Source organism: Rugamonas sp. FW305-51, assembly GCF_058786935.1.
This window is the reverse complement of record NZ_JBYSZG010000022.1, coordinates 49,941-69,923: the sequence shown is the minus strand read 5'-3', so window position 1 is coordinate 69,923 and position 19,983 is coordinate 49,941. Positions and strand designations below refer to the sequence as shown.

The following is a 19,983-nucleotide window of genomic DNA, read 5'->3' as shown; positions in this document are numbered from 1 at the left end:
CGATCCAGAAGCCATCGGCCGCCATCGGCGCGGTCGGCGCCCATGGCGTAGTAGCGGTTCATATAGCTGGGCATCCAGACGATGAAGGTGCCGCCCACGAACAGCTGCAGGCCGCTGCCCACGTAGGCCGCCCGCACGGAACGGCTGCCGAACAGGCTGCCCAGCGGCAGGCGCGGCGCCTTGCCGCCGTCGGCGCCACGGGCCGGCCCTTGCGGCGCGATGCGCCCTTCCTTGACGATGATGGGGTACAGCACGGCCAGCGCCAGCCCGAACAGGGCCATGCCGGCAAAGGCCCAGCGCCAGCCGATGTGGGCCGCGATGCCGCCGCCCAGCGCCATGCCCAGCACGGAACCGAACATGCCGCCGGCCATGAAGGCGCCCGTCAGCGTGGCCCGCAGGTGCTTGGGGAACACCGACAGCACCACGGCGATGCCCACGCTGCCGTAGGCCGCCTCGCCCACGCCCACCAGGAAGCGGGCCGCGAACATCTGGTTATAGTCCTGGGCCAGGCCGCAACCGAGCGTGGCCAGGCTCCACAGCACGGCCATCAGGGCCAGGCTGCGTACCCGTCCCCAGCGGTCGGCCAGCAACGACAGGGGAAAGGTCAGCAGGCCCACCATCAGGGCCACGATGCCGCTCAACAGCCCGAGGCGGGCGTCGCTCAGCTGCCATTCCACCTTCAGCAGGGGGAACACGGCATTGAGCACCTGGCGCGACATGTAGTCGGAGATCAGCAAGCCAAAGCTGAGGGCGAACACGATCCAGGCGTAATAGCGGGGAACGTTGGGGTTGTCGTCGGCCAGGCCGTCGTCGGAGGGGGTGTGATAAGCCATGATCTGCTCTCATTGCGTTGCGCTGGATGAAAAAAAAGCCGGCACCGGCATCGTACGCCAGCGCCGGCCCGATCGCGGGATCAGGTCCGCAGCGGCACGTTCTTCTGGCCGCGCTGGCGATTCGGCGCCATGCCGTTCATGCGCAGCGTCTCCTCGGCATCCTTGTACTGTACGCCGATCTTGTAGATGGCACGCGCTTCCTGGCCATTGGCCACCTCGCGCCCCAGTTCGCGCGCCACGCGCACGCACTGCTCGATCTGCTGTACCGACGTCATGCGCTTGCCGTGCTGGTCGATCAGCGTGTCCTCGGTGCCGCAACGGGGGTGGAAGCCCATGGCCATGGACATCATGTTAAACGGCAGCACGTTCTTGAGCAGCGATTCGGCCGTGATGCAGGCGCCTTCCGGTGCGCGGCGGATGAAGTCCATGAAGTTGAACGGATTGGGGCCGTCGAAGCCGCCGCCGATGCCGATCCAGGTCAGGTTCAGCGGACCGGTGTAGACGCCGCGGCGCACCAGCCGGTCCAGCGTTTCGAGCGCGTGCATGCCGGTCAGCTGGAAGTGCGGCTGGATGTTGGCCGCCTGCAGCCGGCGCAGGTGTTCCTGCACCCAGGCCGGGCCGGCCGGCACCGTCATTTCGCTGTAGGCCGCGTGCATCATGGGCGAGGCCAGCGAGGTGCCCTCCAGGTACTCGGGATAGAGCAGTTCCATGATGTTCATCTGGCAGGTGTTGATGGCCACCGTCACCTGGTCCGGTTTCGGATCCAGTTCGGCCAGCATGTGGCGGGTGTCGTCGGACAGCCACTTGGCGGCCTGGCCGTCGTCTTCCGGCGCGAACGAGATCGAACCGCCCACCTGGATGATCATGTCGGGCACGCGGGCGCGCACGCCGGCGATCAGCTCATTGAACTTGGAGAGCCGCTTGGAGCCCTTGCCATCGAGTTCGCGCACATGCAGGTGCAGCACGGTGGCGCCGGCGTTATAGCAGTCGACGGCTTTCTGGACCTGCTCCTCCATCGTGACGGGGATATCTTCCGGGAAGTCTTCCGGCGCCCACTCGGGGCCGTACGGCGCCACGGTGATGACTACTTTGTCCTGGTTCTCGGGGTGCAGGGAATCGTCGAGAAATTGCATGCTGGTCTCCTGATTTAGTTGCTGTTAGTTGCTGTTAGTTGCTATTAAATGCTGCTAGATGCGGTATGGCCTGGATCCGAACTTCAGAACGGCACGTCGCCGACGATGCCGGCCCGCTCCATCTTGCGGTGGCAGGGCGGATAGTCCATCACGGCGTAATGCTGGGTCGAGCGGTTGTCCCAGATGGCCACGCTGTTGGGCTGCCAGCGCCAGCGCACCTGGAACTCCGGCACATAGGCCTGGCTGATCAGGTAGCTGAGCAGGTTGCCGGCGCCCGGATTGGCGTCCTGGCCGAAGCGCACGCGATCGGGCGTGTGGTAGTTGGTGATGTGGGTGGTGAAGGCGTTCACGAACAGGATCTTCTCGCCCGTTTCGGGATGGGTGCGCACCACCGGGTGCTCGGCGTCCGGAAACTGGTTCTTGAGCGCCAGCCGGCGTTCGATCGGCATGGCCGCGCCGAAGCTGGCCTCGATGCTGTGGCGCGCGCGCAGCCCTTCGATCTTCTGCTTCACATCGTCCGGCAGGCGCTCGTAGGCCAGCGCCATGTTGGCCCACATGGTGTCGCCGCCCACGGGCGGGCACTCGATGCAGCGCAGCACGGCGCCGAACTGGGGCGCGGCGCGCCAGGTGGTGTCGGCATGCCAGGCGTTCTCGTAGCGGTCGTTGGGCTGGTCCGGGTTCTTGTAGATGCGCACCAGGCCGGGGTGCTCCGGATCGCTGCCGGCCACCGGATGGCCTTCCAGCTCGCCGAAGCGGCGCGCGAAGGCCACGTGCTCGGCGCGGGTGAAGTCCTGGTCGCGCAGGAACAGCACGCGGTGCCTGAGCAGCTGGGCGCGCAGTTCGGCGAACAGGCCGTCGTCATGGATGGCGTCGGCCAGCTTGACGCCTACCAGTTCAGCACCGATGGCGCAGGTCAGTTGTTCTACTCGCATGGCTGTCTCCTCAGATCACGAAAATCGACGAACCGGTGGTCTTGCGCGACTCCAGGTCGCGGTGCGCCTGGACCGCATCGGCCAGCGGATAGTGCTGGTTGATTTCGATCTTGATGCGGCCCGCGCCCACATGGTCGAACAGTTCGCCCGCCAGTTCGGCCTTCTCGGCCGGCTCGGCGATGTAGTCGGCCAGCGCGGGACGGGTCAGGAACAGCGAGCCTTTCATGGCCAGCAGCACCGGATCGAACGGCGGAATGGCGCCGGAGGCCGTGCCCACGCACACCATCAGGCCGCGCTTGCGCAGCGAGTCGAGCGAGGACATGAAGGTGTTCTTGCCCACGCTGTCGAACACCACGTCCACGCCGCGCCCGCCGGTGATGTCGCGCACCCGCTTGGCCACGTCCTCGCTGCTGTAGTTGATGACGTGGTCGCAACCGTGGGCCATGGCCATTTCCGCCTTGGCCGGGGTGGACACGGTGCCGATCACGTTCAGTCCCAGCAGCTTGGCCCACTGCGACACGATCAGGCCCACGCCGCCGGCCGCCGCGTGCAGCAGGATGGTGTCGCCGGCGCGGAAGTCATGGATGCGACGCATCAGGTAGGCCGAAGTCAGACCGCGCATGGTCATGGCGGCCGCCGTCTCGAAGGCGATGGTCTCGGGCAGCTTGATCAGCGGCGCGGCTGAAATCACGCGCTCGGTGCTGTAGGCGCCCAGGGTGTTGAGAAAGCCGGTGTAAGTCACGCGGTCGCCCAGCGCCAGGCCGGTCACGCCCTCGCCCAGCGCCACCACCACGCCGGCCGCTTCCACCCCGATGCCGTTGGGCAGCGGGACCGGATAGGTGCCGTTGCGGAAGTAAGTGTCGGCGTAGTTCAGGCCCACGGCCACATGGCGCACGCGCACTTCGCCGGGACCTGGCTGGCCCACTTCCACATCTTCCAGGTACAGTACTTCCGGTCCGCCGGTCGCATTGAAACGCACTGCCTTTGCCATGCTTATTCTCCTCAGATTTGTTGTCCTGCCTTGCCACACGATGAATTCAGTATAGACGCGGCGAATTTATCCGGCCATGCATCGGGCGACAGCGACTTTTCATTTGACGACAGATGTCGCCAGCGTTTGCACTTGGGCGATCAGCGCCTCGGCCCGGGGCCATGGGCCATAGCCGGCGGCCGGGTTGAGATGGCCGACGGCACCTAGTTCCACCACTTGGCTGCCCCAGTCGGCGGCCATGCGGTGGACGGCATCCAGGCTGGCCAGATGATCGTTGCTGCTGGCGGCCACGATGCTTGGGAACGGCAGCCGCGTGCGCGGCAGGGGCGACCAGCCGTGCTCGCGCAGCGTGTCCGGCTGCGGATAGTTGGCCGGCCAGCTGGCCTCCAGATCGGGCGGCGTGACCAGCAGCGCGCCCAGGATGGGGCGCTTGTGGCGCGCGGCCCAGTGGACCGCCATCAGCACGCCGGCGCTGTGGGCCACCAGGATCACGGGGCCGGCGATGTCGGCCAGCGCCGCGTCGATCGCTTCCACGCGGGCTGCCAGGCTCAGGCCATTCTCGGTCAGGGGCGGCACCGAACGCGCGCCCGGCGTGGCCGCCTGGAGCAGCGTCTGCCAGTGCTGCGGCACGTGGTCGCGCAGGCCGGGGACGATCAGCAGCGTGGGTGTGGTTGTTTCAGTCATCAGGTTTTCCTCGTCGGTGTGGGTTCAGTTCTGGCCCGGCAGGCGGTAATCGCGGAACATCTCGCGCAGCTTCATCTTCTGCAGCTTGCCGGTGGCCGTGTGCGGCAGCTCGTCGACGAACACCACGTCGTCCGGCCGCCACCATTTGGCGACGCGGCTCTCCAGGTGCGCCAGCAGCTCGTCGCGCGTGACCGCACGGCCGGCCTTGCGCACGGCCACCAGCAGCGGACGCTCCTGCCAGGTGGGGTGGGCGATGCCGATCACGGCCGCCTCGGCCACGTCCGGATGGTCCATGGCCGCGTTTTCCAGATCGATCGACGAAATCCACTCGCCGCCGGACTTGATCACGTCCTTGGCGCGGTCGGTGATGAGCATGTAGCCGTCGGCATCGATGGTGGCCACGTCGCCCGTGTCGAAATAGCCGTCGGCGTCGAGTATGTTGCCCCCCTCGCCGCCCTCGCCGCCGAAGTAGCCGCTGGCGATCCACGGGCCGCGCACCTTCAGGTGGCCGAACGCCACGCCGTCGTGCGGCAGCGCGTGGCCTTCGTCGTCGGTGATCTTGAGCGTCACGCCGAACACCGCCCTGCCCTGCTTCATCTGCAGGCGGTGGCGTTCGGCGGCCGGCAGCGCCGCATGCCTGGGCAGCAGCTTGCAGACCGTGCCCAGCGGCGACATCTCCGTCATGCCCCAGGCGTGGATCACGGTGGCGCCGAAGCCTTCCTCAAAGCGTTCTATCATCGACAGCGGCGCGGCGGCGCCGCCGATCACGCAGCGCGTCATGCACAGTTCACGGCGCGGGTCGAGCTGCCCGGCTTCCACGTGGCGGAACAGCATCAGCCACACGGTGGGCACGCCCAGCGCCAGCGTCACCCGCTCCTCGCGCATCAGTTCATAGATGCTCTTGCCGTCCATCTGCGGGCCGGGCAGCACCAGCTTGGCGCCGCACAGCGCGCCCGCGTACGGCATGCCCCAGGCGTTGACGTGGAACATGGGCACCACCACCAGTGCCGACTCGTCGCCCGACACGCCCAGGCCATCCACGCTGCAGGCGGCCATGGCGTGCAGCACCGTCGAGCGGTGCGAATACAGCACGCCCTTGGGATGGCCCGTCGTGCCCGAGGTGTAGCACAGGGTGGCGGCGCTGTTCTCGTCGAACTCGGGCCACGCGAACTGCTCGCTTTCGGGCGCGATCAGCTCCTCGTAGCACAGCAGGTTGGGAATGTCCGCCGCCGGCATGTGGGCGCGGTCGGTCATGGCGATGAAGCCCTTGACGCCCGTCATGGTGGGCGCCAGCTGTTCGATCAGGGCGGCGAAGCCGATATCGAAGAACAGGTACTGATCCTGCGCATGGTCGGCGATGTAAGTGATCTGTTCGGCGAACAGGCGCGGATTGATGGTGTGCAGCACGGCGCCCATGCCCGACACGGCGTAGTACAGCTCCATGTGGCGGTAGCCGTTCCAGGCCAGCGTGGCCACCCGCTCGCCGGGCTGCACGCCCAGGCGGGTGAGCGCGTTGGCCATCTGGCGCGCGCGCCGGCCTATGGTGCCGTAGCTGCTGCGCTGCAGGGGTCCTTCGCTGGTGCGCGAGACGATTTCGCGCTCGGAATGGTTATGGCAGGCGTGTTCGATCAGCGAAGACACCAGCAACGATTGATGTTGCATCAGGCCGAGCATTGCATACTCCTTGGTTCGATTGGATGGAATTCTGTGGTGGCGGCGCGGCCGGCAGCAGGTACAGGCGCACGGTGGCCGGGAACCAGCGCCCGCCCATGCGGCCGCGCAGGCCGCGCCGGTTCATGGCGGCGGCAATGGCGCCGAACGAGGCGCCGGCCGCGCGCAGCCGCCGCAGCTCGGCCACCAGGGCCGGCTCCGGCGCCGGGGTGGCGCAGGGATCGTTGCGCGGTACCGCCGTCATTACGCCTTGCGCAGCAGGAAGTGCGACAGCGCCGGCACCAGCACCAGGGCGCCCACCATGTTCAGCGTGAACATGAAGGTGAGCAGGATGCCCATGTCGGCCTGGAACTTGATGGGCGACCAGGCCCAGCACACCACGCCGGCGGCCAGTGTCACGCCCACCAGCGCCACCACCTTGCCGGTGAACTGCAGCGCGTGGCGGTAGGCTTCGGCCAGCGACTGGCCCTGGCGCTGCTGCACCAGCTGCACCGACACCAGGTACAGCGCATAATCGACGCCGATGCCCACGCCCAGCGCGATCACGGGCAAGGTCGCCACCTTGACGCCCATGCCCAGCATGACCATCAGCGCCTCGCACAGGATGGAAGTGAGCACCAGCGGCAGCACGGCCACCAGCACGGCGCGCCAGCTGCGGAAGGTGACGAAGCACAGCAGGATCACGGCGGCATACACGTACAGCAACATCTTGTGGTTGGCCTCGCGCACCACGATGTTGGTGGCGGCCTCGATGCCGGCGCTGCCGGCGGCCAGCAGGAACTGGCGCTCGGGCCCGTTGTGGGCGGCCGCAAAGGCGTCGGCCGCCTGCACCACGCGCTCCAGCGTCTCGGCCTTGTGGTCGGACAGGTAGGCGATCACGGGCATGAGCGAGCAGCCGCGGTCGAACAGGTCGGGATTGTTGACGGAAGCCTGCTGGGCGCCGTAATTGAGCACGTCCTGGTTGCGCGAGATGGTCAGCCACTTCGGGCTGCCCTCGGACGTGCCGGCCGTGACCTGGCGCACGGCGTCGGCCAGCGACACGGTGGTCTGCACGCCGGGTACCTGCTGCAGGGCCCAGGCCAGGCGGTCGGCCTCGACCAGCGTCTCGTATTTCAGGCAGCCTTCCGGCGGGGTCTTGATCATCACCGCGAACTGGTCGGACGACAGCGAATAATTGGCCGTGATGTAGGCGTTGTCGCGGTTGTAGCGCGACTCGGCGCGCAGCTCGGGCGCACCCGGATCGAGGTCGCCGATCTTCAGGTGGGTGCTGACGGCAAAGCCGCCGACGGCCAGCGCCAGCGCCACGGCCACGGTGATGCCGGCCCAGCGCGGTTCGGTGAAGCGGTCCAGCGTCAGCCACAGCTTGCCCAGGCCGCGGCCCGTTTCCTCGTCGTGCTCCTCGCGGATGCAGCGCTTGGCGGCGGCGGCCGACACGCCCACATAGGACAGCAGCACCGGCAACAGCAGCAGGTTGGTGAAGATCAGGACGGCCACGCCGATGGAGGCCGTCATGGCCAGGTCTCGAATCACGGGGATGTCGATCGTCATCAGCACGGCGAAGCCGACAGCGTCGGCCAGGAGCGCCGTCAGGCCGGCCAGGAACAGGCGGCGGAAGGTGTAGCGCGCCGCCACCAGCAGATGGGTGCCGCGCCCCACGTCCTGCATGATGCCGTTCATCTTCTGGGCGCCGTGCGAAACGCCGATGGCGAACACCAGGAACGGCACCAGGATGGAGAACGGGTCCAGTTCAAAACCGAATGCGGCCACCAGCCCCAGTTGCCACAGCACGGCCACCAGCGAACACGCCACCACCAGCACGGTGGAGCGCACGCAGCGGGTGTAGGCGAAGATGACGGCCGTGGCCACCAGCGCGGCCACGCCGAAGTACATGATGACCTTGGCCATGCCGGCCAGCAGTTCGGCGATCAGCTCGGCGAAGCCGATCACGTGGATGCGCACCGGATAGGCGCCGCCCTGGCGCGCCTGCACCGTCTTGTCGATGGCGTGGGCCAGTTCGGAATAGTCGATCGCCTTGCCGGTAGCCGGGTCCTTGTCCAGCAGCGGCACGAAGATCATGGTGGACTTGAAGTTGTTGCCCACCAGGCTGCCCACGATGCCGGAGCGGGCGATGTTGATCTTGAGCTGTTCGACGCTGCGCGGCGAGCCGTCATACCCGTCCGGCATTACGGGGCCGCCCTGGAAGCCCTCCTCCGTCACCTCGTTCCAGCGCACGGACGGGGTCCACATGGACTTCATCCAGGCCCGGTCCACGCCGGGCGTAAGGAACAGTTCATCGTTGACCTGCTTGAGCGCTTCCAGGTAGCGCGGGTCGAAGATGTCGCCCTGCGGGTTTTCCACCACCACCCGCAGCGCGTTGCCCAGGCCGCGCAGCGCGTCCTTGTTGTGCAGGTAGTTCTGGATATAGGGCTGGCCCTGCGGCAGCATCTTCTCGAAGCTGGCGTTCAGGTGCAAGCGGGTCGCGGCCAGCGCGCCCAGCACCAGCGTCACGACCGTGCACAGCACGATCATCCACAGCCGGTGATTGAACACCAGCCGTTCCAGCACGTTGCCGGAGCGCTGATCGAAATGCGCCAGATCGCGCACCACCGGCATGCTGTCGATCCCGTCGGTTGACATGTCCATTGTCTCGTTCCTCGTTGTGTAGGGCGGCCGGGTGGTCCCGGCTCTGGTGCAGGTTATGAATCCGGTAGGTCTATTTGGCGGGCGGCGTGCCGTCCAGCGCCTGCAGGCGCGCGCCGCGCGCACCGGCGATCAGCAGCTGGCCCGGTGCCGCCACCAGCGCGGCCGACGCCGGTCCCGGCTTGACCTGGGCCAGTGGGTGGAAGGTGGCGCCGCCGTCGGCGCTGCGCAGCAGCTGGCCGGCCTGGCTCACCAGCAGCAGCGAGCCGTCGGGCAGCGCCAGGCCGGCCGTCAGGCCGGTCTGGGTGCCGGTGTCGGCGCGCTGCCAGCTCTTGCCGCCGTCGGCGCTGTGCAAGGCCGTGCCGCGCAGGCCGAACACGAGCAGGCTGCCCTGCGTACCGGTGGCGCCGAAAAAGCTGCCGTGGTAAGGCGAAGCGACGGCCTCGAAACGCTGGCCGTCGGCGCTGCGCTTGAGGATCAGGCCCTGCTCGCCCACGATATACAGTTCGCCGCCCACGGCGCGGATCGCGTTCAGGTGCAGCGCCTTGGGGTTGTCCAGGTGGCTTTCCCAGTGCTGCCAGGTCTTGCCGCCGTCGTCGCTGCGCAGCGCCAGGCCGAAGGCGCCCACGGCCAGGCCGTGGCCCTGCTGGTCGAACCAGACGTCGAGCAGTGGCTTGTCGCCGGCCTCGGCGTCCTTGCGGCCATCGAACTGGCGCTCCCAAGTAGCGCCGGCGTCAGCGCTGTGCAGCACCACGCCGTCATGGCCCACGGCCCAGCCTTCGGTGGCCGTGGGGAACACCAGCGCCACCAGGTCGGTCGAGACGGGTACGCTGGCCTGGCGCCAGTGGCCGCCCTGGTCGTCCGAATACAGCACGTGACCGCGCTGGCCGACGGCGACGATGCGCGCGCCGGCATGGGCCAGGCCGTTGAGCAGCGCGCGTGGCGCCAGCGCGCTGGCCATGGCCGGGGTGTCGAGCGGATCGGCAAAGGGGGCCGCATCGGCCGGTGCCGCCATCAGCAGCGTGAACGTAACGCCCGCCATTGCGCCGGCGGCGGCGCGTGAAAATCGGTTCATGTGTAACTCTCAAAAAAAGACTGCCAGCGCAGTGCGGCGCCAGGGAGGTCGCCTGCCGGCAGCCAAAACGAGACACGGTGCGGGTGGCCGCGCGCGGGGCGCGGCCACGCCGGGTCAGCGTACGCCGGAGCCGGCCAGGGCTTCAGGCGACCACTGGGTCGGCTTCAGCGCGTCGATGTACTTCAGGCCGCCGTACGGGCCGGACATGCCGGTCAGGTTGTAGGCGCCGCTGACGAAGTCATAGATCACGTGGTTGCCGGTGTACGTCGCTTGCGCGTCGTAGGCGTAGATCAGGTGGTCGAACGAGGAGCGGTACAGCTGGCCGCGCGCGTCGTACTGGTCCGAGGCCAGCGCTACCCAGCTATCCTCGTCGATGTAGAAGGTGCGCTTGCCGTAGATGTGGCGCTTGCCCTGCTTGAGCGTGGCTTCCACCACCCACACCCGGTGCAGTTCCCAGCGCACGAAGTCCGGGTTCAGGTGATTGGGTTTGGTGACGTCGGCCGCCACCTTGGCCGCGAACAGCTTGTACTCGCTGTAGGGCACGATCATCTCCTTCTTGCCGATCAGCTTGAAGTCGAAGCGGTCCAGCGCACCGTTGAAGACCCAGGCGTCGTCGTAGGTGGAAGCGCCGGCCGAACCGGGGTTGGGCGTGTCGTAGGCCACGTCCGGGGCCAGCTTGACGCGGCGCTGGCCGGGCAGGTACTGCCACACCTTCCTTGGCTGGGCCACCGGGTTGACGGCGTCGAACGCCATCAAGCCCTCACCGGCGCGGCGCGCCGGCGCCAGGTAGGTCAGCTTGGTGCGGAAGAACACGTCGGTCTGTTTCGCGACATCGGCGTGCTTGGGGTCCGACAGCGGGAACTCTTCATAAATCTCGCCGGCCGTGGCCAGGCTGGGCACGCCGGACGAATCGACATTCCACGATTCGTACTTGGTGGTCAGCGCGTGGCCCTGGTAGCGCAGCAGGTGGTTCCACATCACCTCGTAGCCGCTCTTGGGGATGGGGAAAGGCACGCCGGCCAGCGCGTTTTCCACGCCCACGCCGCCGTCGGCGGTCTTGGCGTTGATGGCGTTCTTGGCCGTGTTATCGAGCAGCGCCTTGGGCAGCGTGACCGGGCGGTGGGTCGGATAGACGTCCACCCGGAAGGTGGGGAAGCGCTTGAGCAGCTCGCGGGTGCCGGCCGTCAGCTTGTCTTCCTGGCCGGCCAGGTTCTTGCCGGTGATGACCAGGCGCGGCTTGTCGGCCGCGTACGGGTCGGGGCGCATGCCGCTGCCCTTGACGAAGCCGGCCGGCGCCGCGGCCAGGCCGCCCGTGAATTCGGGTATGGTGCCGTCCTTGTTGGCGCCCTTCTCCGCGCCCACCGCCGTCAGCGTGGTGCCCAGCTGTTTTGCCTCGTCGGGCGTGACGCCGGCCTGGGCCGCCGCTGCCGCCGCCAGTGCGGCGGCCATGATGGTTTGCTTGAACATGGTGTTGTCTCCTGTTGTCTTATCAGAACGTGGTCTTGAAGGTGGCGGCGAGGAAGCCGCGGTCCTTCAGCAGCGAGGTGACGCCGCCGAACGAGGTGACGGCGCCGGTGACCGGATCGGTTGCCAGGGGGCCGAAGAAATTGACGTACTTCAGATCGAAGCGGTACTTCTGGCGCACGTCGAACGCCACGCCGGCCGCGTAGTTGCCGGCGCCCTTGTTGCCGCCCGCCTGCACGCCCGAGTTGCCCTTCAGGCCCACCGAGTAGCTGAGCGGGGCCGACATATCCACGCCCGGCAGCACCTGGAACCAGGTCGGGGTGAAGGTCAGGGCCAGGCCGAAGTAGTTGCGCGTGACCTTGTCGACGCCGTGGTAGTCATCGCGGCCGCGGTAGAACTGGGCGCCCTGCGTGACCTTGTCGACCCGGTTCCACACCAGCTCCGTGGCCCAGGTGGCCGCGTCGGACAGCGGCGTCTTGGCCATGGTGCCCAGGAAGTTGAGCACGCCGTGTATCGTGTTGCCGCGCGCGCCGCTCACGTCGCCCTGCTGCGGCAGGTCGCCTGCCTTCACCACCAGCGTGGGATTGAGCTTGGCGTTGAGCGCGGCGATGATGGCCGGGCTGGTCCCGACCGGCATCAGCAGCGCCGGCGTGCTGTAGATCGGCATATCGCGGCGGTACGACAGGTCGGCGCCGACGGCGATGCCGGCCACGCTCTTGGACAGCGACAGGCCCAGCACGTCGATGTGGTTGGCGTACTCGAACTGGTACTGGCTGGTGCCGCCCAGCGTGACCGGGTAGAACAGGCAGTTGCTGCCGACGACGGCGGCGCCCGGAATGGCGGCCTTGCAGACGGCCGCGCCGTTGGGGCCGAACATGGCGGCCGGCAGGCCGGCCAGGCGCACGTTCGCCTGCGGCAGCAGGTCCGAGGTGCGGCGCAGGTAGCCGCCCACCGTGCCGTCCAGCCACTCGGGACTCCAGCGCGCGGCCAGGCCCCAGTCGCCGCGGTTGGGCGCGCGGCTGTCCTCGCGGCGCACGGCCGTGCCCAGCGGGCCCAGGCTGAACGATTCGGCGCCCTGGAAGGCGTAGTCGTAGAAGCCCAGGAAGGAACCCGATTCGGGCAGGCGGGCCGGCTTCCAGTTGAAGAAGTACTGGGCCGCCAGGCCCAGCTCCGGCGTGACGGAAGCCTGGGCCGACAAGGCCTGGCGCGGCAGGAACAGTTCCTTGGCATCCGTGCCCGGCACGGAATAGCCCTTCAGCAGGTCGATCGGCGACTGGCCGTAGTTGACGCCATGGATGGGCGACAGCAGGCTCTCGCCCCAGTACAGCGTGTGCTGGCCCAGCTTGACGTTGACCGGCACGTCGGCCACCTCGAAGCTGGAGAACACGAAGGCATCGAGGATTTCGCCCGAACCGCGGTGGTAGCGCTTGGCGTAGTCCGACATGCCCAGCGCCGGCTTGCCGCCTTCGCGGTGGTTGGAGCTGGCCACGTTGGTGTTGTCGAGCTGGTCGTAGGCGCGGTCGTACCAGCCGGCGGCCGACACCCGCATCCCCATCTTTTGCTGGAACACGACGTCCAGTTCCGACAGCCAGTCGATGCGCTCGGACACGGCACCCTTGTTGAAGTTGCGGTCGCCGTCGTCGAAGTTGGCCGACTTCAGGAGTGCCGCTTCCTGGCCGTTCACGCGCTGGCCGTAATTGAGCTTGATGGTGTTGTCGAAGCGGATGGCGAGGTCGGAATTGCCCGTCTCCAGTTCGGCCGCGTGGGCCACGCCGATCGCGCACAGGGCCGCTGCCAGTGCTTTCAGTGCCAGGGGGTGGTAGGGTTGTGCTGGTTTCATACTGCGCCTGCTCCTCTATATGTTTTTTATAAACGCTGCTGGTACGGTGCTGCTCTCTTGCCGCATGGGCGGCAAATCCGTGGCTGAAGGCGGGTGCGTCTACTGGCGAGGGGGCGGCGTGGCGCGCAAGGCATGATGCGGTCTCCTCATCGTATAAGCCCCGCTGTCCTGGCCGGGCTATGTTGTCCGGTCCGGGTCAGCGATGAGCCATCATAGGATCCAAAGCGAAAAATCCCGTTTCCATTTCACGACGAGCACTTCGCATTTCGTGACAAACACAAAGGACGTGGCGCGTCGTGCACAGCGGCCCGCGGTGGGGGCGGAGGCGGAGGCGGCGCCGGCAAGCGGTGGGATAGATGTGTGCGAGGTGTGGGCGAGGTGTGGGCGAGGTGTGGCGGAGATGTGGGAGCAAATGCATGGGCGGTGGCTGCGGTCGCCCCATGCGTCAGCGCCGCCCGGAGGCGCACTGGCGCTGGCACAGCCTGTGGGCACGCAGGGCCGGCACTGCCGCCCGCCCCGGACCTGCCGTCAGCGCGGCGCCGGCCCGGTGGGAGCGACGAGCTCCGGTAGGAGCGACGATTACGGCTGCTGTTCCTGCCGGGCGCGCGCCGCCCGCCGCAGCGCCGGCGCGTCGGCGTCGGCCACGGTGGCCTCGCCGGCCTGGAGGCGGAAGATGCGCACCGAATCGTTGACGTTGTCGGCCTGTTCGCACAGGGCCCCGGCGGCCGCCGCCAGCTGCTCCACCATGGCCGCGTTCTGCTGGGTCATGCCGTCGATGTGGCCGACGGCCGCGTGTACCTCGGCCATGCTGGCCTGCTGCAGCTGGGCCGCGTGGCTGATGCCGGCCAGGACGTCGGTCACCTCGGCCACCGACTGCACGGCCTCGCGCATGCGGGCGCGCGCCTCGTCGGTGCGGCCCGCGCCCTGGCGCACATGGTCGGCCGACTCGGCCACCAGCTGCTTGATCTGCTGGGTGGCCGCCGCCGTGCGCTGGGCCAGCGTGCGCACCTCGGTGGCCACGACGGCGAAGCCGCGGCCCGCTTCGCCGGCGCGCGCCGCCTCCACCGCCGCATTCAGCGCCAGCAGGTTGGTCTGGAACGCCACCGACTCGATCAGGTGGATGATCTCGCCGATGTGGCTGGACGAGGCCGAAATGTCGGCCATGGCCTGGGCCGCCGCATCCACCGCCGCGTCGCTGCGGCCGGCCACGGCGCCCGTCTGCCCGGCCAGGTCGGTGGCCTGGCTGGCCGCCTGCGCACCCTGCCCCACCTTGTCGTTGATGGCCGCCAGCGCGGCCGCCATCTGCTGCAGGCTGCCCGCCTGCGCCTCCGTGCGGGCCGACAGGTCCTGGTTGCCGGCCGCGATATCGTGCGCGCTCACGCGCAGGTGGTCGACTTCGTCGCGCACGTCGCGCACCACGGCGCGCAGGTTGACGGCCAGCTGCGCCAGGGCGTGCTGCAGCTGGCCCACCATGCCCGCTGCGCCCGTGGCCACCGGGTGCGCCAGGTCGCCGGCGGCCAGCTGGTTGGCGTCGCGCAGCACGCCGTGCAGGCGCGCGACGGTCAGGCGCCACACGCCGGCCGTGGCCATGCCCGCCACCAGCGCGCCGCCCACGGCCTGCCCCCACAGCGGCAGGCCGGCCCGGCCCAGCCCCAGCAACATGGCCGCGGCCAGCAGTTGCAGCCCCACCAGCCAGCCCAGGCTGGTGGGCGTGAGCCGGCGCCGCAGCCGGCCGCGCCAGTCGCAGCGCAGCAACTGGCCGCGGCGCAGCACATGGCGCGGGCGGCCGGCGGCCGCGTCGGCCCGCATCTGGGCGTACAGCTGCTCGGCCTGGGCCACGGCGGCCGGATCGGGCGCCGTGCGCACCGACAGGTAGCCGGTGATGCGGCCGCCATCCATCATGGGCGCGGCGTGGGCCAGCACCCAGTAGTGGTCGCCGTTCTTGCGGCGGTTCTTGACCAGCCCACTCCACGGCCGCCCCTCCTGGAGGGTGGCCCACAGGTCGCGGAACGCTTCGGCCGGCACGTCCAGGTGGCGCACCAGGTTGTGCGGCTGTCCCATCAGTTCCTCGCGCGTGTAGCCGCTGACGGTAACGAACGTGGGATTGCAATAGACGATGCGGCCCTTGGTGTCGGTGACGGACACGATGGTCTGGTCGGCCGGGAAGGTGTAAGCGCGCTGGCTCACCGGTAGATTAATGCGCATAGTGGCTCTGGTACTCTGGGTGTGACCGGGCCGGAACGCGACACTGGCGCGTCATGGGAGCTGCCAGCCGATTGCGGCAGGCGCAGGGAGGACATGGCGGCGTGGCCTGGCCCGTCCTGGCTGCGCCGCCGGCCGCACGTGTTGTGATTATTTTCCGATTGGCAAGATACAGTGTCGACCACCGGGCCGCCCAATGTCAACGGCCCCGGTGGCGCGACGGTCCGCTTGTCAGCAACTGGCAACCGGTTGTCGCGGGATGCGAAATACCCATATTCAAAGTAGTGGTATCTCGCCCTCTCGCCGGACGACGGCCCCTGGCCAGCGGCCGCGCTAGCTTGCTTTCCAGTCCGTTCGGTCCGCCGCCGTGGTGCCCAGGCGCCGGGCCGGTTTGCGCATGGCGATGACGGGCGCGCACCGCCCCCGCGACACCATGCGCGCGGGCGCGGAGCTGGCTGGCGCAGCCGGCGTGTCGCCGATCTTGAACACGCCGACGGCCTGCGCCAGGTGTTCGGACTGTTCCTGCAGCGAGCCGGCGGCGGCGGCGGCCTGCTCCACCAGCGCCGCGTTCTGCTGGGTCACTTCATCCATCTGCGTGATGGCCTGGTTGATCTGCTCGATGCCGGAACTCTGCTCCTGGCTGGCCAGGGTGATTTCGCCGATCAGGTCCGACACCCGCTGCACGCTCAGCACCACCTCCAGCATGGTGCTCCCGGCCTGGTCCACCAGCTTGCTGCCGGTGCCGACCTTGTCGACCGAATCGTTGATCAGCGCCGTGATCTCCTTGGCGGCGGCGGCCGAACGGTGCGCCAGGTTGCGCACTTCCGACGCCACCACGGCAAAGCCGCGCCCCTGCTCGCCCGCGCGCGCCGCCTCGACGGCCGCGTTCAAGGCCAGGATATTGGTCTGGAACGCGATGCTGTCGATGACGGTGATGATGTCGACGATCTTGCGCGCCGAATCGTTGATGGCGCCCATGGTCTGCACCACTTCCCGCACCACGGCGCCGCCCTTGACGGCCACTTCCGAGGCCGACACGGCCAGTTCGCTGGCCTGGCGCGCATGGTCGGCATTCTGCTTGACGGTGCTGGTGAGTTGTTCCATGGACGATGCCGTTTCTTCCAGCGAGCTGGCCTGCTGCTCGGTGCGCGACGACAGGTCCAGGTTGCCGGAGGCGATCTCGCCGGCCGCCGTGGCGATGGTGTGCGAGCCGCTGCGCACCTCGCCCACGATGCTCTGCAGGCTGGCATTCATGTCCTTCATGGCCCGCAGCAGCTGGCCCATTTCGTTGGTCGAGGCCACCTCCACCGTCTGGGTCAGGTCGCCCGATGCCACGCTGCGGGCGATACGCACCGCATAGTCGAGCGGCGCCGTGATGCTGCGCACCAGCCATGCGCCGATGGCGGCGGCGGCCAGCAGGCTGAGCGCGATCAGGGTGATCGAGATGGCGCGGAAACGCTCATAGGTCCGCTGGCTGGCGTCGTATTCGGCCTTGCCGATGTCAAGCTGCATCTGGATCAGCTCATTGAGCGAGCTGCGCACGCCGGCAAAACTGCTCTCCATGGGGCCTTGCACCAGCGCCGTGACGGTGGCGACATCCTTGTCGCGGGCCGCGACGACGGCGGGATTCAAGATCTGCTCCAGAAAGCGCTGGCGCGCCTGGACGAATTTCGCCGCCAGCACTTTTTCGTCCGGCGCCAGGTAGGTGGCCATGTAGGCGGACCATTCCTTGTTGATCAGGGCTTTTTCCCGTTCGATGCCGGCCGCCACCGCCGGCAACTTGTCCGGATCGGCGCCAACGACCCGGGCCAGCGCGAGCTGGTTGCGGTTCAGGGCGCGGATCACCTGGTCCAGCTGCCCCATGGCGATCAGGCGGTCCTGGTAGATGGTCTTGACGGAGGCGTTGGTGCCGCCCAGGCTGAACAGGCCCATGAGGCCGATGACCAGCATCATGGTGGCGAGGAACAGCAGGGCAAAGGCCAGGCGGGCCTTGATGGTGGTGTTTTGTAGCATCATTATCTCCCGACATGACAGGCAACACAGGCCAGTTTGCCCCGCCAGCGATCCGATACGCGGCGGCACGACCGGCTGGCGGTTGACGTTACTCTCAACTTGCTATGGATATACTAGGCAGCCGCTCAGGCCACGGCAACTGGCCACACCCATGTCTGGACAAGGTTGGGCTGCTTATATTGGCGGATGCCGGGAGCGGTGCGGGCCACCAGCCAGGCCGGCGGCAAGGGCGGAGGGTGCCGTGCGGCCGGCCCAGGGCGCAGCACGGCCACGGGACGTGACGTCCCGCGCTTAGGCGACGAAACAGTCGATCTGATGACGGCTGACGCGCAAATTCTGCAGCGCGTCGCGCACCCGCAAGTGCTCCCGGTGGCTGCCATATGCCTGCAGCGACGCCTGGTCGGCGAACTCGGTCAACAGCAGGACATCGCAGGCGTCGGCGTCGATGCCGGCGTCGAGCCCCACTTCCAGCCGCAGCATGCCCGGTATGCGGCCGCGCAAGCCTTCGAAGGCTTGCCGGAATTGCTCGCGCACCCGCGTGCGCTCCTCGGCGGTATCGCCCTTGACGTGCCACATCACGATATGGCGGATCATGGCGCCACCGCCGCCGGATTGAGCACGAAGTCGTATTCGAGCGCATAGGCGGCCTGCGTCGCGTCGTCCTCCGGCGCCGCGCGGCGCACCCAGTCCGCAATCAGGCTGGAGCGCACGCCGAATACCGCGTCCGAATCGAGATAGGGGTCGCCGGCGCGGAACACGTGGGTGATCAGCTTTTCGTAGCCGTCGGCCTGGATCATGAAATGCAGGTGGGCCGGCCGCCACGGGTGGCGCCCCAGCGCGGCCAGCATGGCGCCCACCGGCCCGTCATGGGGAATCGGATAGTGCTGCGCCAGGATGGAGCGGAAATGGAAACGGCCGTCGGCGCCGCTGCGCAACTGGCCGCGGGCCCGGTGCTGGTGCGCGCCGGCCGCCTGCACGTCGTAATTGCCCTCCTCATCGGACTGCCAGACGTCGATCACGGCGCCGGCCACCGGCTCGCCGCCGATGCCGCGCACTTGCCCGCTCACCCGGCATGGCGTGCCCCTGGCGCCGTTGGCGATGTCGGCGCCATGCTCGTACTGCGGCGCGCCATCGACGAAGAACGGACCGAACACGGTCGATTCCGTGCAGCCGGCCGGCTTGGCGTTGTTTTGCGCCGTCACCAGGGTCGACAATCCCAGCACGTCGGACAGCAGGATGAATTCCTGGCGCCGGTGGTCGGTGATGTGCCCCACGCCGGTCAGGAAGGCGATGCCCTGCTCCCACTCGGCCTCGGTCAGCTGCACTTCGCGCGCGAACCCGTGCAGGTGCCGCACCAGGCTGGCCATCACCGTCCGCAGCCGCGCATTGTCGCAGTGCGCCATGGCCGCCAGCACGGCGGGCGTGATTGTCTCTTCATTAATGTTACGCATCACATCATCTCCTTTTATTTGCCGCCCCTGCCGGACAGCCGCAGCCGGCGCTGCACCGGGAAGAAATGCACATCGTAGCGGTGGGCGATGGCGCCCCACAGTCCGGTCCTGAAACGCAACGTGATGATGACGGCCAGCGTGCCGAGGCCGATCAGATACCAGGTGCCGTAATCGGACAGGAACTTGTTCAGGCCCCAGAACACGACGGCGCCCAGGATCGGCCCCTCTATCGTCCCCAGTCCGCCTATCATCACCAGGAAGATGGCGAACGCGGTCCAGTTCACGGAAAACGCCGCGTCCGGCGAAATGCGCAGGTTGCCCAGGAAGTACAGCGCCCCCGCCAGGCCGGCCCCGAAGGCCGCGACCAGGTACACGGCGCGCCGCGTGGCACGCACGTCGATGCCCTGCGACTCGGCCGCCACGCCCGAGTCGCGCACCGCCATCAGGGCCAGACCCTGGCGGCTGCGCAGGAACCAGTAGGTCAGGCCGATGGTGGCCACCACCGCGGCCAGCGTCATGGCGAAGGTGGCCGCTTCGCGCGTCGCCCTGGCGTAGCCGGCCAGCGCCGTCAGACTGGTGCCCGAGCCCCCGCCGATGGCCGACGCATTGGCGAACGAGAGCCGGAACACTTCCGCGATGACCCAGGTGCCGATGGCGAAATAGCCGCCCTGCAGCCGGAACGCCAGCTTCGACATGGGCCAGGCGACGAGCGCCGTCAGCAGCGCCGCCAGCGGCACGGCCAGGAAGGGGTTCAAGCCCAGCCAGTTGGCCAGGATCACCAGCATATAGCCGCCGAAGCCGAGGAAGGCCTGCTGGCCGATCGAGACCATGCCGCCATAGCCGGCCAGCAGGTTCCACATGCTGGCGAAAATGAAATAGCAGGCGATCTGGTTAAATTCGCGCAGCCAGGCCGGATCGGCCCAGGCGGGCATGGAGCCGGCCACCAGCAACAGCAGCATGGCGCCGGCCACGCCGGCCTGGCTGGCGCGGGTGCGCCGCTGCACGCTGTAGGCCGGGGTGGAAAGGGAAATTGCGTCGCGCATCATGTCGACTC

The 19,983-nt window shown here is 68.2% G+C and carries 16 protein-coding genes; all 16 read right to left on the bottom strand.

The features are described 5' to 3' along the window. On the bottom strand, positions 1 to 833 hold an 833-nt coding region (locus tag AC3WOS_RS16355; RefSeq protein WP_492717081.1), incomplete at its 3' end, for an MFS transporter. Positions 834 to 913: 80 nt separating this feature from the next. Beyond that, the gene (locus tag AC3WOS_RS16350; protein WP_492717080.1) at positions 914 to 1,966 is read right to left on the bottom strand and encodes a beta-keto acid cleavage family enzyme; all 1,053 of its coding nucleotides are present in this window, start codon (positions 1,964 to 1,966) and stop codon (positions 914 to 916) included. Positions 1,967 to 2,049: 83 nt separating this feature from the next. Next, a complete protein-coding gene (locus tag AC3WOS_RS16345; RefSeq protein WP_492717079.1) occupies positions 2,050 to 2,898 on the bottom strand; it encodes a TauD/TfdA dioxygenase family protein in 849 nt (282 codons plus the stop codon). Positions 2,899 to 2,908: 10 nt separating this feature from the next. After that, positions 2,909 to 3,889, bottom strand: a complete 981-nt coding sequence (locus tag AC3WOS_RS16340) for a quinone oxidoreductase family protein (protein ID WP_492717078.1) — start codon at positions 3,887 to 3,889, stop codon at positions 2,909 to 2,911. A 99-nt stretch (positions 3,890 to 3,988) separates the two neighbouring features. Continuing rightward, complete coding sequence (locus AC3WOS_RS16335; protein ID WP_492717077.1) at positions 3,989 to 4,573, bottom strand: RBBP9/YdeN family alpha/beta hydrolase; 585 nt, start codon at positions 4,571 to 4,573, stop codon at positions 3,989 to 3,991. Positions 4,574 to 4,597: 24 nt separating this feature from the next. Continuing rightward, the gene (locus tag AC3WOS_RS16330; protein WP_492717076.1) at positions 4,598 to 6,247 is read right to left on the bottom strand and encodes a 3-(methylthio)propionyl-CoA ligase; all 1,650 of its coding nucleotides are present in this window, start codon (positions 6,245 to 6,247) and stop codon (positions 4,598 to 4,600) included. After that, the gene (locus AC3WOS_RS16325) at positions 6,183 to 6,488 is read right to left on the bottom strand and encodes a hypothetical protein (RefSeq protein ID WP_492717075.1); all 306 of its coding nucleotides are present in this window, start codon (positions 6,486 to 6,488) and stop codon (positions 6,183 to 6,185) included. Before AC3WOS_RS16325 ends, AC3WOS_RS16330 begins: the two co-directional genes overlap by 65 nt. Then, positions 6,488 to 8,887, bottom strand: coding sequence for an efflux RND transporter permease subunit (locus AC3WOS_RS16320; protein WP_492717074.1), 2,400 nt, complete (start codon positions 8,885 to 8,887; stop codon positions 6,488 to 6,490). The genes AC3WOS_RS16325 and AC3WOS_RS16320 overlap by 1 nt, the downstream gene beginning before the upstream one ends. Positions 8,888 to 8,957: 70 nt before the next feature. After that, on the bottom strand, positions 8,958 to 9,959 hold the full coding sequence (locus AC3WOS_RS16315) for a WD40/YVTN/BNR-like repeat-containing protein (protein ID WP_492717073.1): 1,002 nt from the start codon (positions 9,957 to 9,959) through the stop codon (positions 8,958 to 8,960). 114 nt (positions 9,960 to 10,073) lie between these two features. Next, positions 10,074 to 11,426 (bottom strand): DUF1329 domain-containing protein, encoded by a 1,353-nt coding sequence (locus tag AC3WOS_RS16310; RefSeq protein WP_492717072.1) that lies wholly within the window; start codon positions 11,424 to 11,426, stop codon positions 10,074 to 10,076. Positions 11,427 to 11,448: 22 nt separating this feature from the next. Beyond that, positions 11,449 to 13,263 (bottom strand): DUF1302 domain-containing protein, encoded by a 1,815-nt coding sequence (locus AC3WOS_RS16305; RefSeq protein WP_492717071.1) that lies wholly within the window; start codon positions 13,261 to 13,263, stop codon positions 11,449 to 11,451. Positions 13,264 to 13,842: 579 nt separating this feature from the next. Then, on the bottom strand, positions 13,843 to 15,468 hold the full coding sequence (locus tag AC3WOS_RS16300; protein ID WP_492717070.1) for a methyl-accepting chemotaxis protein: 1,626 nt from the start codon (positions 15,466 to 15,468) through the stop codon (positions 13,843 to 13,845). Positions 15,469 to 15,798: 330 nt separating this feature from the next. Further along, complete coding sequence (locus AC3WOS_RS16295) at positions 15,799 to 17,478, bottom strand: methyl-accepting chemotaxis protein (RefSeq protein ID WP_492717069.1); 1,680 nt, start codon at positions 17,476 to 17,478, stop codon at positions 15,799 to 15,801. A 291-nt stretch (positions 17,479 to 17,769) separates the two neighbouring features. Then, the gene (locus AC3WOS_RS16290) at positions 17,770 to 18,072 is read right to left on the bottom strand and encodes a Dabb family protein (RefSeq protein ID WP_492717068.1); all 303 of its coding nucleotides are present in this window, start codon (positions 18,070 to 18,072) and stop codon (positions 17,770 to 17,772) included. Next, the gene (locus AC3WOS_RS16285; RefSeq protein WP_492717067.1) at positions 18,069 to 18,929 is read right to left on the bottom strand and encodes an intradiol ring-cleavage dioxygenase; all 861 of its coding nucleotides are present in this window, start codon (positions 18,927 to 18,929) and stop codon (positions 18,069 to 18,071) included. The genes AC3WOS_RS16290 and AC3WOS_RS16285 overlap by 4 nt, the downstream gene beginning before the upstream one ends. Positions 18,930 to 18,943: 14 nt before the next feature. Then, the gene (locus AC3WOS_RS16280) at positions 18,944 to 19,975 is read right to left on the bottom strand and encodes a branched-chain amino acid ABC transporter permease (protein WP_492717066.1); all 1,032 of its coding nucleotides are present in this window, start codon (positions 19,973 to 19,975) and stop codon (positions 18,944 to 18,946) included. Positions 19,976 to 19,983 lie beyond the last annotated feature (8 nt).